Origin of the sequence: Streptomyces sp. NPDC102270, from assembly GCF_044766405.1 — a bacterium.
In the GTDB taxonomy this organism is placed as follows: Bacteria; Actinomycetota; Actinomycetes; order Streptomycetales; family Streptomycetaceae; genus Streptomyces.
On record NZ_JBIWLX010000004.1, the window covers coordinates 393,582 to 406,143 of the forward strand.

Consider the following 12,562-nt stretch of genomic DNA (forward strand, 5'->3'; position numbering starts at 1 on the left):
ACCCCTTACAGCTTCATCAGGCTGGCGTCGTCGACCGAGGCCGAGTGGCGGGAACGGAACAGCGACACGATGATCGCGAGCCCGACCACGACCTCCGCGGCGGCGACGACCATCGTGAAGAAGGCGATGATCTGGCCGTCGAGGTTGCCGTGCATCCGGGAGAAGGCGACGAACGCGAGGTTGCAGGCGTTGAGCATGAGCTCGATGCACATGAACACGACGATGGCGTTGCGCCTGATCAGCACGCCGGTGGCGCCGATCGTGAACAACAGGGCGGCGAGGTAGAGGTAGTTGACGGGGTTCACTTCGACGCCTCCCTCTTGAAGGTGGCCGGTTCGATCTCGGTCCGCTCCAGGCGTTCCTCCGCGCGCTGCTCGAGCGCCTTGAGGTCGCCCAGCGCTTCGGCGGACACGTCCCTGATCTGGCCGCGGTCGCGCAGTGTCTTGCTGACCGTGAGCTCGGACGGGGTGCCGTCGGGCAGCAGGCCCGCGATGTCCACCGCGTTGTGCCGGGCGTAGACACCGGGGGCGGGCAGCGGCGGCACGTGCTTGCCTTCGCGGACGCGCTTCTCGGCCATCTCGCGCTGGGTCAGGGCGCGCTCGGTGCGCTCGCGGTGGGTGAGCACCATGGCGCCGACGGCGGCCGTGATCAGCAGGGCGCCGGTGATTTCGAAGGCGAAGACGTACTTGGTGAAGATGAGGGTCGCCAGGCCCTCCACATTGCCGCCCGCGTTGGCCTGGGCGAGGCCGTTGAACTGCTTGAGGGAGGCGTTGCCGATGCCGGCGAACAGCAGGATGCCGAAGCCGAGCCCGCAGATCAGGGCCAGCCAGCGCTGGCCCTTGATGGTCTCCGTGAGGGAGTCCGCCGCGGTCACGCCGACGAGCATCACCACGAACAGGAACAGCATCATGATCGCGCCGGTGTAGACGACGATCTGGACGACGCCGAGGAAGTAGGCGCCGTTGGCGAGGTAGAACACCGCCAGGATGATCATGGTGCCGGCGAGACAGAGCGCGCTGTGCACGGCCTTCTTCATGAAGACGGTGCACAGGGCGCCGATCACGGCGACGGTGCCGAGGACCCAGAACTGGAAGGCCTCGCCGGTGGAGGTGCCGGCGGCCAGAGTGGCGGTGGCGGCGAGCTGGAGTGGTGCGGTCATCGCCCGATCACCTTCTTCGACGCCGGCTCGTCCTCACCGAAGGTGGAGTCGGCCTCCTGGACCACCTCGCCCTTGGAGACGGCCACCTGGGGCACGGTGCCGGGCGCGGCCTCCGTGACCAGGCCCCGGTAGTAGTCCTGCTCGTCCATGCCGGGGTAGATGGCGTGAGGCGAGTCGACCATGTTCTCTTCGAGGCCGGCGAGCAGCTGCTCCTTGGTGTAGATGAGGTTGGCGCGGCTGGAGTCGGCCAGCTCGAACTCGTTGGTCATCGTCAGCGCGCGTGTGGGGCACGCCTCGATGCACAGCCCGCACAGGATGCAGCGGGCGTAGTTGATCTGGTAGACGCGGCCGTACCGCTCGCCCGGCGAGTAGCGCTCCTCGTCGGTGTTGTCGGCGCCCTCCACATAGATGGCGTCGGCGGGGCAGGCCCAGGCGCACAGCTCGCAGCCGACGCACTTCTCCAGGCCGTCCGGATGGCGGTTGAGCTGGTGCCGTCCGTGGAACCGTGGAGCGGTGGTCTTCTTCTGCTCCGGGTACTGCTCGGTCAGCCGCTTCTTGAACATGGCCTTGAAGGTCACACCGAAGCCGGCCACGGGGTTCATGAAGCCAGGCTTCAACTGCTCGGTCTCCTTCGGCTCCTCAGCCATCGGACGCCTCCTTTCCATCCGTAGAACCACTCAGCGGTCCGTCACTCTGAGTATCGGGCCCGCCACTGACAATCAGCTCCCGCTCCTGGCGCGAGCGGCGCCTGGGCACCGGCGGCAACTCCTGTCCGGGCAGCGGCGGGACGGGGAATCCGCCCGCCATCGGGTCGAATCCGGCCGACTGTTCGGCGGGCTGCGCGGCCGCCTTCGACTTCTCGCGGAACATGTCGGCGACGAAGGAGAGCAGCAGCAGGACCAGGACTCCGCCGCCCACGTAGAGGGCGATGTCGGCGAAGTCGTAGTTCTCGTTGCGCAGGGTCCGCACGGTCGCGACGAGCATCAGCCACACCACGGAGACCGGGATGAGGACCTTCCAGCCGAGCTTCATCAGCTGGTCGTAGCGGACCCGCGGGAGCGTGCCGCGCAGCCAGATGAAGAAGAACAGCAGCAGCTGCACCTTGATCACGAACCAGAGGAGCGGCCACCAGCCGTGGTTGGCGCCCTCCCAGAAGGTGCTGATGGGCCAGGGGGCCCGCCAGCCGCCGAGGAAGAGCGTGGTCGTCACGGCCGAGACCGTCACCATGTTCACGTACTCGGCGAGCATGAACAGCGCGAACTTGATCGACGAGTACTCGGTGTTGAAGCCGCCGACGAGGTCGCCCTCGGACTCCGGCATGTCGAAGGGGGCGCGGTTGGTCTCGCCGACCATGGTGATGACGTAGATGATGAAGGAGACGGGCAGCAGGACGATGTACCAGCGGTCCTGCTGGGCCTCGACGATCGCCGAGGTGGACATCGACCCGGAGTAGAGGAACACCGAGGCGAAGGCGGCGCCCATGGCGATCTCGTACGAGATCATCTGCGCGCAGGAGCGCAAGCCGCCGAGCAGCGGATACGTCGATCCGGAGCTCCAGCCCGCCAGGACGATGCCGTAGATGCCGACCGAGGCGACCGCGAGGATGTAGAGCATCGCGATCGGCAGGTCGGTGAGCTGCATCGCGGTGCGGTGGCCGAAGATCGAGACCTCGTTGTCGGACGGTCCGAAGGGGATCACCGCGATCGCCATGAAGGCCGGGATGGCCGCGACGATCGGCGCGAGGATGTACACCACCTTGTCCGCGCGCTTGACGATGACGTCTTCCTTCAGCATCAGCTTGATGCCGTCGGCGAGCGACTGGAGCATGCCCCAGGGGCCGTGCCGGTTGGGGCCGATGCGCAGCTGCATCCAGGCGACGACCTTGCGCTCCCACACGATGGAGAACAGCACGGTCAGCATCAGGAAGGCGAAGCAGAAGACGGCCTTGATGACGACGAGCCACCAGGGGTCGGTGCCGAACATCGAGAGGTCTTCCGCGGCGAGGTACCGGCTCATGCCTCCACCTCCTTGGGAGCTTCGGCCGCGAGCGTCGCCGGGCCGATGCGGACGAGGGAGCCGGGACGCACCCCGGCGTCGGAGGCGACGCCCCGGCCCGTGGAGTTCAGCGGGAGCCAGACCACGCGGTCGGGCATCGCGGTGATCTGCAGCGGCAGTTCGACGACTCCGGTCTTGCCGGTCACGGCGAGGAGGTCGCCCTCCTTGACGCCCACCTCGGCGGCCGTCGCGGCCGACACACGCGCGCGTGCCGCGTGCCGGGTCCCGGCGAGCGCCTCGTCGCCCTGCTGGAGGAGACCCTGGTCGAGCAGCAGCCGGTGTCCGGCCAGGACGGCCTCGCCGGCGGCGGGCCGCGGCAACTGGGCCGCGGTCCCGAAGGATTCGGTGCCGCGCGGTCCGTCCCAGGGGCCGAGCCGGTCGATCTCCGCGCGCGCGGTGCGCAGATCCGGCAGGCCCAGGTGTACGTCCATGGCGTCGGCCAGCATCTGCAGCACCCGTGCGTCGGTGGGCGCGAGGTGGCGGGTCATCTGGTCGGGCTTGAGGGCGGCCTCGAAGAAGCGCACCCTGCCCTCCCAGTTGAGGAAGGTGCCGGCCTTCTCGGCGACCGCGGCCACCGGCAGGACGACGTCCGCGTGCTCGGTGACCTCACCGGGCCGCAGTTCCAGCGACACCACGAACCCGACCTCCTGGAGCGCTTCACGCGCGCGTGCCGGATCGGGCAGGTCGGCGATCTCGACGCCCGCGACCACCAGGGCCTGGAGTTCGCCGGACAGCGCGGCCTCGACGATCTGACCGGTGTCCCGGCCGTAGCGGTGCGGGAGTTCGGCCACTCCCCAGACCGAGGCGACCTCCTCACGCGCGCGTGGGTCGGTGGCCGGACGCCCGCCCGGCAGCAGCGACGGCAGCGCGCCCGCCTCGACGGCACCGCGCTCTCCGGCCCGCCGCGGGATCCACACCAGCTGCGCGCCGGTCGCGGAGGCGGCCCGTACGGCGGCGGTCAGTCCGCCCTCCACGGCGGCCAGCCGCTCGCCGACGACGATCACCGCGCCCGCGGTGCGCAGCGCCTCGCCGGCCCTGCTGCCGTCACCCTCCAGACCGGCTCCGCCGGCCAGCGCGTCCAGCCACTCGGTCTCGGTGCCGGGGGCGGCGGGCAGCAGTGTGCCGCCCGCCTTCTCCAGACCGCGCGTGGCGTACGTGGCGAGCGAGAAGACCTTCTGACCGTGCTTGCGCCATGCCTTGCGCAGCCTCAGGAAGACGCCGGGCGCCTCCTCCTCGGCCTCGAACCCGACCAGCAGGACCGCCGGTGCCTGCTCCAGAGCGGAGTACGTGACGCCCGTACCGTCGAGGTCACGGCCGCGGCCCGCGACCCGCGCGGCCAGGAAGTCGGCCTCCTCGCTGCTGTGCACGCGTGCGCGGAAGTCGATGTCGTTGGTGTCGAGCGCCACACGCGCGAACTTGCTGTACGCGTAGGCGTCCTCGATGGTGAGGCGGCCGCCGGTGAGGACACCGGCCCGGCCGCGCGAGGCGAGCAGCCCCTGGGCCGCGATCTGGAGCGCCTCCGGCCAGGACGCCGGCACCAGCTCGCCCTCGGGGTTGCGCACCAGCGGGTGCTCCAGCCGGTCCCGCTGCTGCGTGTACCGGAAGGCGAAGCGCCCCTTGTCGCAGATCCACTCCTCGTTGACCTCGGGATCGTTGGCCGCGAGCTTGCGCATGATCTTGCCGCGCCGGTGGTCGGTGCGGGTGGCGCAGCCGCCGGAGCAGTGCTCGCACACGCTCGGGGAGGACACGAGGTCGAAGGGGCGGGAACGGAATCGGTACGCCGCCGAGGTGAGCGCGCCGACCGGGCAGATCTGGATGGTGTTGCCGGAGAAGTACGACTCGAAGGGGTCGCCCTCGCCGGTGCCGACCTGCTGGAGCGCGCCCCGCTCGATCAGTTCGATCATGGGGTCGCCCGCGACCTGGTTGGAGAAGCGGGTGCAGCGGGCGCACAGCACGCACCGCTCGCGGTCGAGCAGCACCTGGGTGGAGATGGGGACGGGCTTCTCGTAGGTCCGCTTCTTGCCCTCGAAGCGGGATTCGGCCTGGCCGTGGGACATCGCCTGGTTCTGCAGGGGGCACTCGCCGCCCTTGTCGCAGACCGGGCAGTCCAGCGGGTGGTTGATGAGGAGGAGCTCCATCACACCGTGCTGGGCCTTCTCGGCGACCGGCGAGGTGAGGTGGGTCTTCACCACCATCCCGTCGGTGCAGGTGATGGTGCAGGAGGCCATCGGCTTGCGCTGGCCCTCGACCTCGACGATGCACTGGCGGCAGGCGCCGGCCGGGTCGAGGAGGGGGTGGTCGCAGAACCGGGGGATCTCGATGCCGAGCTGTTCGGCGGCCCGGATGACCAGAGTGCCCTTGGGCACGCTGATCTCCACGCCGTCGATGGTCAGCGAGACGAGATCCTCCGGCGGGACCGCCGTCTCTCCCCCTCCCGAGGGAGTGCTCGTGGTCACCGTCATGCGTTCACCTCCGTGCGGGAGTCGGCCCAGACCGTGGACTTGGCCGGGTCGAAGGGGCAGCCGCGGCCCGTGATGTGCTGTTCGTACTCCTCGCGGAAGTACTTGAGCGAGGAGAAGATCGGCGAGGCGGCGCCGTCGCCGAGGGCGCAGAACGACTTGCCGTTGATGTTGTCGGCGATGTCATTGAGCTTGTCGAGGTCGGACATCACGCCCTTGCCGGCCTCGATGTCGCGCAGCAACTGCACCAGCCAGTACGTGCCTTCACGGCACGGGGTGCACTTGCCGCAGGACTCGTGGGCGTAGAACTCGGTCCAGCGGGTGACGGCGCGCACGACGCAGGTCGTCTCGTCGAAGCACTGCAGGGCCTTGGTGCCGAGCATCGAGCCGGCGGCGCCGACGCCCTCGTAGTCGAGGGGGACGTCGAGGTGTTCGTCGGTGAACATCGGTGTCGAGGAGCCGCCCGGCGTCCAGAACTTCAGCCGGTGGCCCGGCCGCATCCCGCCGCTCATCTCCAGGAGCTGCCGCAGGGTGACGCCGAGCGGGGCCTCGTACTGGCCGGGGCTGGCGACGTGGCCGCTGAGCGAGTACAGCGTGAAGCCCGGGGACTTCTCGCTGCCCATCGACCTGAACCAGTCTTTCCCCCTTTGGAGAATCGCGGGAACCGAGGCGATCGACTCCACGTTGTTCACAACAGTCGGGCAGGCGTAGAGGCCCGCGACCGCAGGGAAGGGGGGACGGAGCCGCGGTTGGCCACGGCGGCCTTCGAGCGAGTCGAGCAGTGCGGTCTCCTCACCGCAGATGTACGCGCCGGCGCCCGCGTGCACGGTGATGTCGAGATCGAGGCCGCTGCCCAGGATGTTCTGTCCGAGGTAGCCGGCCGCGTAGGCCTCGCTCACGGCCGAGTGCAACCGCCGCAGCACGGGGACGACTTCACCACGCAGATAGATGAAGGCATGCGAAGACCTGATGGCGTAACACGCGATGATCATGCCCTCGATGAGGCTGTGCGGGTTCGCGAAGAGGAGCGGGATGTCCTTGCACGTCCCGGGCTCCGACTCGTCGGCGTTGACAACTAGATAGTGCGGCTTTCCATCTCCCTGCGGAATGAACTGCCATTTCATTCCGGTGGGGAATCCGGCGCCGCCGCGGCCGCGCAGCCCGGAGTCCTTGACGTACGCGATCAGGTCGTCCGGCGACATCGCGAGCGCCTTGCGGAGTCCCTCGTAGCCCTCGTGCCTCTTGTAGACATCCAGCGTCCAGGACTTGTCCTCGTCCCAGAAGGCCGACAGCACGGGTGCGAGCAGCTTCTCCGGGCTGGTGTCTTTCAGTTCGGGTGCCAAGGTCATCACTCCCCCTCCTCGGCGGCGGGCCCGGCCGGGTGGGCCGGGTCGGAGGCCGACGTGTCCTGTGGCGCGTCATGTGAGCTCAGGTGCTCCGACGGGGACGGCTCGTGGGCGCCCCGGTCCTGCGGTGCGCCGTCGCGGCCCTGCGATGCTCCTTCGCGCGGATGGACCACGCGCGCGGGTGCGGCCTCTCCCCTGGCCAGGCGGAGGCCCACCAGCGACGCGGGTCCGGCCCCGCCGCTTGCCTCGACGGCTCCTGGCCGCTCGTCGGGGAAGCCGGCGAGGATCCGCGCGGTCTCCTTGAAGGTGCACAGCGGCGCCCCGCGCGTGGGCTCGACCGGACGCCCCTCGCGCAGGTCGTCGACGAGCCGCTTGGCGGTGGCCGGGGTCTGGTTGTCGAAGAACTCCCAGTTGACCATCACGACCGGCGCGAAGTCGCAGGCCGCGTTGCACTCGATGTGCTCCAGGGTGACCTTGCCGTCGTCGGTGGTCTCGCCGTTGCCGACGCCCAGGTGCTCCTGGAGCTCCGAGAAGATCTCGTCGCCGCCCATCACCGCGCACAGGGTGTTGGTGCAGACCCCCACCTGGTAGTCGCCCGAGGGCTTGCGCCGGTACATGGTGTAGAAGGTGGCCACCGCGGTGACCTCGGCCGTGGTCAGCTCCAGCACGTCCGCGCAGAACTGCATCCCGGTGCGCGTGACGTGCCCCTCCTCCGCCTGCACGAGATGCAGCAACGGCAGGAGCGCCGAGCGGGAGTCCGGGTAGCGGGCGATGATCTCGCGCGCGTCCGTCTCCAGGCGGGCTCGGACGTCGTCCGGGTAAGCGGGTGCGGGCAGTTCGGGCATGCCCAGGCTGACGCCCCGCTCGGAAGAACTGGTGGTCACCGGTCGACGCCTCCCATCACGGGGTCGATGGACGCGACAGCGACGATGACGTCGGCGACCTGGCCGCCCTCGCACATCGCCGCCATGGCCTGAAGGTTGGTGAAGGACGGGTCGCGGAAGTGGACCCGGAAGGGACGGGTGCCGCCGTCGGACACGGCGTGCACCCCGAGCTCGCCCTTGGGCGACTCGACGGCCGCGTACGTCTGTCCCGGCGGGACGCGGAAGCCCTCGGTGACCAGCTTGAAGTGGTGGATCAGGGCCTCCATGGAGGTGCCCATGATCTTCTTGATGTGGTCGAGGGAGTTGCCGAGCCCGTCGGGGCCCAGGGCGAGCTGGGCGGGCCAGGCGATCTTCTTGTCGGCGACCATGACCGGACCGGGCTGGAGCCGGTCCAGGCACTGCTCGACGATCCTGAGCGACTGGCGCATCTCCTCCAGGCGGATCAGGAAGCGGCCGTAGGAGTCACAGGTGTCGGCGGTCGGGATGTCGAACTCGTAGGTCTCGTAGCCGCAGTAGGGCTGTGCCTTGCGCAGGTCGTGCGGCAGGCCGGTGGAGCGCAGGATGGGGCCGGTGGCGCCGAGGGCCATGCAGCCCGCCAGGTCCAGATAGCCGACGTCCTGCATACGGGCCTTGAAGATGGGGTTCCCGGTGGCGAGCTTGTCGTACTCCGGGAGGTTCTTCTTCATCTTCTTCACGAACTCGCGGATGTGGTCCACCGCGCCGGGCGGCAGGTCCTGCGCGAGTCCGCCGGGGCGGATGTACGCGTGGTTCATCCTGAGGCCCGTGATGAGCTCGTAGATGTCGAGAATCATTTCACGATCACGGAATCCGTAGATCATGATCGTGGTGGCACCGAGTTCCATGCCGCCGGTGGCGATGCACACCAGGTGCGAGGAGAGCCGGTTCAGCTCCATCAGGAGCACCCGGATGATCGTGGCCCGGTCGGTGATCTGGTCCTCGATGCCGAGGAGTTTCTCGACGGCGAGGCAGTAGGCGGTCTCGTTGAAGAAGGACGTCAGGTAGTCCATGCGCGTCACGAACGTGGTGCCCTGGGTCCACGTGCGGAACTCGAGGTTCTTCTCGATGCCGGTGTGCAGGTAGCCGATGCCGCAGCGGGCCTCGGTGACCGTCTCGCCGTCGATCTCCAGGATCAGGCGGAGCACCCCGTGGGTGGAGGGGTGCTGGGGCCCCATGTTGACGACGATGCGTTCGTCGTCGGCGCGGGCCGCGGACTGGACGACCTCGTCCCAGTCGCCACCGGTGACCGTGTAGACGGTGCCCTCGGTGGTCTCGCGCGGAGTGGCGTGCTGTGTGCTCATGAGTACGACCTCCGCTGGTCCGGAGCCGGGATCTGGGCGCCCTTGTACTCGACGGGGATGCCGCCGAGGGGATAGTCCTTGCGCTGCGGGTGGCCCTGCCAGTCGTCCGGCATCATGATCCGCGTCAGGGCCGGGTGGCCGTCGAAGACGATCCCGAAGAAGTCGTAGGTCTCGCGCTCGTGCCAGTCGTTGGTCGGATACACCGAGACCAGGGACGGGATGTGCGGGTCGGCGTCCGGCGCGCTGACCTCCAGGCGGAGCAGCCGGTTGTGGGTGATCGAGCGCAGGTGGTAGACGGCGTGCAGTTCGCGGCCCTTGTCGTGGAGGTAGTGGACCCCGCTGACGCCGGTGCAGAGCTCGAAGCGCAGGGCCGGGTCGTCGCGCAGGGTGCGGGCGACGCGCAGCAGGTGCTCGCGCTCGATGTGGAAGGTGATCTCCCCGCGGTCGACGACCGTCCTCTCGATCGCGTTGCCGGGGAGCAGTCCCTGCTCCTCCAGAGCGCCTTCGAGTTCGTCGGCGACCTCGTCGAACCAGCCGCCGTAGGGGCGGGTCGCCGGTCCGGGCAGGCGGATCGAGCGGACCAGGCCGCCGTAGCCGGAGGTGTCGCCGCCGTTGTCGGCGCCGAACATGCCGCGCTGGACGCGGATCTCCTCACCGCCGTCACCGCGCTGGCCGGGGAGGTTGGAGGCGGTGAGGTCCTTCTCCGGGTTCACCCCTTCCCCGGACCTGTTGACGCCGTTGGCGCCGTTCGCGTCGCTCACCGCAGCAGCCCCTTCATCTCGATCGTGGGCAGGGCCTTGAGCGCCGCCTCTTCCGCCTCACGGGCCGCCTCCTCGGCGTTCACGCCGAGCTTGGAGGACTGGATCTTCTGGTGGAGCTTGAGAATCGCGTCCATCAGCATCTCCGGCCGTGGCGGGCAGCCGGGCAGATAGATGTCGACCGGGACGATGTGGTCGACGCCCTGCACGATCGCGTAGTTGTTGAACATGCCGCCCGAGGAGGCGCAGACCCCCATGGAGATGACCCACTTGGGGTTCGGCATCTGGTCGTAGACCTGCCTGAGCACCGGCGCCATCTTCTGGCTGACCCGGCCGGCGACGATCATGAGGTCCGCCTGGCGGGGTGAGCCGCGGAAGACCTCCATGCCGAAGCGGGCCAGGTCGTAGCGTCCGGCGCCGGTGGTCATCATCTCGATGGCACAGCAGGCCAGGCCGAAGGTGGCCGGGAAGACGGACGACTTACGCACCCAGCCCGCGGCCTGCTCGACGGTGGTCAGCAGGAAGCCGCTCGGCAGCTTTTCTTCGAGTCCCATGAGTTAAAGGCCCCTCAGTCCCATTCCAGGCCGCCGCGCCGCCATACGTACGCGTACGCGACGAAGACGGTGAGCACGAAGAGCAGCATCTCCACGAGCCCGAAAACACCCAGGGCGTCGAAGGTGACGGCCCAGGGGTAGAGGAAGACGATCTCGATGTCGAAGACGATGAAGAGCATCGCCGTCAGGTAGTACTTGATGGGGAAGCGCCCGCCGCCGGCCGGCGTGGGGGTCGGCTCGATCCCGCACTCGTAGGCCTCGAGCTTGGCCCGGTTGTACCGCTTCGGACCGATCAGCGTGGCCATGACCACGGAGAAGATCGCAAAGCCTGCCCCGAGGGCTCCCAGTACGAGGATGGGCGCATAAGCGTTCACCGCTCCTCGCTCCTCTCAGTCGGCACTGACTGCTGGCGATGGCATCGGACTCACACCCGACTCATACGTCCCTCCGACCTCCGTCTGTCTCAACGAAGATCGCGAACATGTGAAGCAGGTCACAAGCCCAACTGACCCGCATCTTATGCCTGCCGGTCTGTGATCTGCGACACGGGGTATTGCACAAGCTTTGTGATCTCCACCACCAGACGAAGGATCATGAAGTCGGATCAGCGGTGATCTTCATACGAGAAGCGTCCGAGTGATCACCAGAGGTGACATTTGCGCTTGTCGGCGCAGGTCGGGAAAGGCGTCTCAATATCAAGAGACTTCCGCTGCATGCAAATTGGCGCTGGACGGGGCCGCTTGGTAGGGGGCCGCGTTCACACATCAGAGGGAAGCGCGAGGACGGGTGTGGACGCGTGCACACATTCACGAGCGCCGATCGGCTCCGGACGCAGCGTCCGCCGTAACCGTTGCGTGACCTCCGCCACATGCATGAGAGATCCATAAGAAGGGGGCTTGGCCATCGGCCCCAACGGATGGTAGCCGCGGGGCAATTCGGGCGTAACAGCGAAAGTCCATGATCACAGCCATGATCATCAGAGTCCGCAATGTCCGTTACGGCGTCAATAAAGAGCGGCACACCAGGTATTCGGGCCGCCGATTGAACAACTGTGGCGCAGCACACGTTTCTTGAAGGTATGGAGGAGCCCCTGATACCAGTTGGTCTCATGTCCCACACCGCTCACATACGCAGCCACCGGAAACCCCGCCGCAGCGCGACGACTTCGATCGCCGTGCGCGCCGGAGTCGCCGGTGGTGTGCTCAGCATGGCAGCGGCGGGCGCGTCGGCTTCGGCGTTCGCCGCCGAGTCGACGACGCAGACCCTCGAACTGCCCACCCTGTCGGCCGACCTGGGCAGCCAGGTCGCCGAGTCCGCCGACGCGATGCAGCAGGCTGCCGCCAACTACCAGCTGCAGGCCGAGCGTGACGCGGCCGCCGCAAAGGCCGCGAAGCAGGCCAAGGCGGACCTCGCGGAGGCCAAGAAGAAGGCGGAGGCGAAGAAGAAGGCCGAGGAGGCTCGCAGGGCCGCCGCTGAGGAGGCCGCCTCGCGCAGCTCCCAGCGGGCCACCCTGTCCGCCTCGGCGAGCGCCAGTGTCTCTACGAGCTCGTCCACGGCCACCGGTTCGGCCGCGGCCGTCATCGCCTTCGTGAAGGCACAGGTCGGTGACGCCTACGTCTCCGGCGGCACCGGCCCCAACTCCTGGGACTGCTCCGGCCTCGTGCAGGCGGCGTTCAGCCAGGTCGGCATCGACCTGCCGCGCGTCTCGCAGGACCAGTCGACCGCGGGCACCCAGGTCTCGCTGAGCAACCTCCAGCCGGGCGACATCCTGTACTGGGGCGGCGCGGGCAGCGCGTACCACGTGGCGGTGTACGTCGGTGACGGCATGTTCGTCGGCGCGCAGAACCCCTCGACGGGTGTCGCCGAGAAGCCGCTGTCCTACGACCCGCCGACCGGAGCGGTGCGGGTTCTCTGACCCGGTAGCAGCTTGGCAGGGCCGCAGCCGCTCGGGGGCTGCGGCCCTGCTGGTGCTTCCTCCTCGACCTCCGCGGGTTCACGGCTGTGGCCCGTCTGCTCCCCCGTCCGCTC

At 68.5% G+C, this 12,562-nt stretch carries 12 protein-coding genes; 1 reads left to right on the forward strand and 11 read right to left on the reverse strand.

The genetic code is table 11. The features are described 5' to 3' along the window. Window positions 1-5: 5 nt before the first annotated feature. The 11 genes from nuoK to ACIRP7_RS09665 are packed head-to-tail and all read right to left on the reverse strand — an operon-like array spanning window position 6 to window position 10,908. Window positions 6-305 carry an NADH-quinone oxidoreductase subunit NuoK gene (nuoK, locus tag ACIRP7_RS09615; RefSeq protein ID WP_003974374.1) on the reverse strand — a complete coding sequence of 100 codons (300 nt, stop codon included), beginning with the start codon at window positions 303-305 and terminating at the stop codon, window positions 6-8. Continuing rightward, window positions 302-1,159: an NADH-quinone oxidoreductase subunit J gene (locus tag ACIRP7_RS09620; protein WP_403655710.1), complete on the reverse strand. Its 858-nt coding sequence runs from the start codon at window positions 1,157-1,159 to the stop codon at window positions 302-304. The genes nuoK and ACIRP7_RS09620 overlap by 4 nt, the downstream gene beginning before the upstream one ends. Continuing rightward, window positions 1,156-1,806 carry an NADH-quinone oxidoreductase subunit NuoI gene (gene nuoI, locus ACIRP7_RS09625; RefSeq protein ID WP_403655712.1) on the reverse strand — a complete coding sequence of 217 codons (651 nt, stop codon included), beginning with the start codon at window positions 1,804-1,806 and terminating at the stop codon, window positions 1,156-1,158. The genes ACIRP7_RS09620 and nuoI overlap by 4 nt, the downstream gene beginning before the upstream one ends. Continuing rightward, window positions 1,799-3,175, reverse strand: a complete 1,377-nt coding sequence (nuoH, locus tag ACIRP7_RS09630; protein WP_403655714.1) for an NADH-quinone oxidoreductase subunit NuoH — start codon at window positions 3,173-3,175, stop codon at window positions 1,799-1,801. Before nuoH ends, nuoI begins: the two co-directional genes overlap by 8 nt. Next, on the reverse strand, window positions 3,172-5,676 hold the full coding sequence (locus ACIRP7_RS09635; protein WP_403655716.1) for an NADH-quinone oxidoreductase subunit G: 2,505 nt from the start codon (window positions 5,674-5,676) through the stop codon (window positions 3,172-3,174). The genes nuoH and ACIRP7_RS09635 overlap by 4 nt, the downstream gene beginning before the upstream one ends. Next, window positions 5,673-7,022 carry an NADH-quinone oxidoreductase subunit NuoF gene (nuoF, locus tag ACIRP7_RS09640; protein WP_352390680.1) on the reverse strand — a complete coding sequence of 450 codons (1,350 nt, stop codon included), beginning with the start codon at window positions 7,020-7,022 and terminating at the stop codon, window positions 5,673-5,675. The genes ACIRP7_RS09635 and nuoF overlap by 4 nt, the downstream gene beginning before the upstream one ends. After that, window positions 7,022-7,903 carry an NADH-quinone oxidoreductase subunit NuoE gene (nuoE, locus tag ACIRP7_RS09645; protein WP_403655718.1) on the reverse strand — a complete coding sequence of 294 codons (882 nt, stop codon included), beginning with the start codon at window positions 7,901-7,903 and terminating at the stop codon, window positions 7,022-7,024. Before nuoE ends, nuoF begins: the two co-directional genes overlap by 1 nt. Continuing rightward, window positions 7,900-9,222: an NADH-quinone oxidoreductase subunit D gene (locus ACIRP7_RS09650; protein ID WP_398936394.1), complete on the reverse strand. Its 1,323-nt coding sequence runs from the start codon at window positions 9,220-9,222 to the stop codon at window positions 7,900-7,902. The genes nuoE and ACIRP7_RS09650 overlap by 4 nt, the downstream gene beginning before the upstream one ends. Further along, window positions 9,219-9,983 carry an NADH-quinone oxidoreductase subunit C gene (locus ACIRP7_RS09655; protein ID WP_403655721.1) on the reverse strand — a complete coding sequence of 255 codons (765 nt, stop codon included), beginning with the start codon at window positions 9,981-9,983 and terminating at the stop codon, window positions 9,219-9,221. The genes ACIRP7_RS09650 and ACIRP7_RS09655 overlap by 4 nt, the downstream gene beginning before the upstream one ends. After that, window positions 9,980-10,534 (reverse strand): NADH-quinone oxidoreductase subunit B family protein, encoded by a 555-nt coding sequence (locus ACIRP7_RS09660; RefSeq protein WP_018528252.1) that lies wholly within the window; start codon window positions 10,532-10,534, stop codon window positions 9,980-9,982. Before ACIRP7_RS09660 ends, ACIRP7_RS09655 begins: the two co-directional genes overlap by 4 nt. Before the next feature lie 14 nt (window positions 10,535-10,548). Next, on the reverse strand, window positions 10,549-10,908 hold the full coding sequence (locus tag ACIRP7_RS09665; RefSeq protein WP_007383963.1) for an NADH-quinone oxidoreductase subunit A: 360 nt from the start codon (window positions 10,906-10,908) through the stop codon (window positions 10,549-10,551). A 734-nt stretch (window positions 10,909-11,642) separates the two neighbouring features. Here ACIRP7_RS09665 and ACIRP7_RS09670 point away from each other — a divergent pair. Then, window positions 11,643-12,449 carry a C40 family peptidase gene (locus tag ACIRP7_RS09670; protein WP_352390684.1) on the forward strand — a complete coding sequence of 269 codons (807 nt, stop codon included), beginning with the start codon at window positions 11,643-11,645 and terminating at the stop codon, window positions 12,447-12,449. Window positions 12,450-12,562 lie beyond the last annotated feature (113 nt).

Coding starts and splice junctions, on each gene's coding strand:
- ACIRP7_RS09620 (WP_403655710.1), bottom strand. CDS start 1,159: ATGACCGCACCACTCCAGCTCGCCGCCACCGCCACTCTGGCCGCCGGC.
- nuoI (WP_403655712.1), bottom strand. CDS start 1,806: ATGGCTGAGGAGCCGAAGGAGACCGAGCAGTTGAAGCCTGGCTTCATG.
- nuoH (WP_403655714.1), bottom strand. CDS start 3,175: ATGAGCCGGTACCTCGCCGCGGAAGACCTCTCGATGTTCGGCACCGAC.
- ACIRP7_RS09635 (WP_403655716.1), bottom strand. CDS start 5,676: ATGACGGTGACCACGAGCACTCCCTCGGGAGGGGGAGAGACGGCGGTC.
- nuoF (WP_352390680.1), bottom strand. CDS start 7,022: ATGACCTTGGCACCCGAACTGAAAGACACCAGCCCGGAGAAGCTGCTC.
- ACIRP7_RS09650 (WP_398936394.1), bottom strand. CDS start 9,222: ATGAGCACACAGCACGCCACTCCGCGCGAGACCACCGAGGGCACCGTC.
- ACIRP7_RS09660 (WP_018528252.1), bottom strand. CDS start 10,534: ATGGGACTCGAAGAAAAGCTGCCGAGCGGCTTCCTGCTGACCACCGTC.
- ACIRP7_RS09670 (WP_352390684.1), top strand. CDS start 11,643: ATGTCCCACACCGCTCACATACGCAGCCACCGGAAACCCCGCCGCAGC.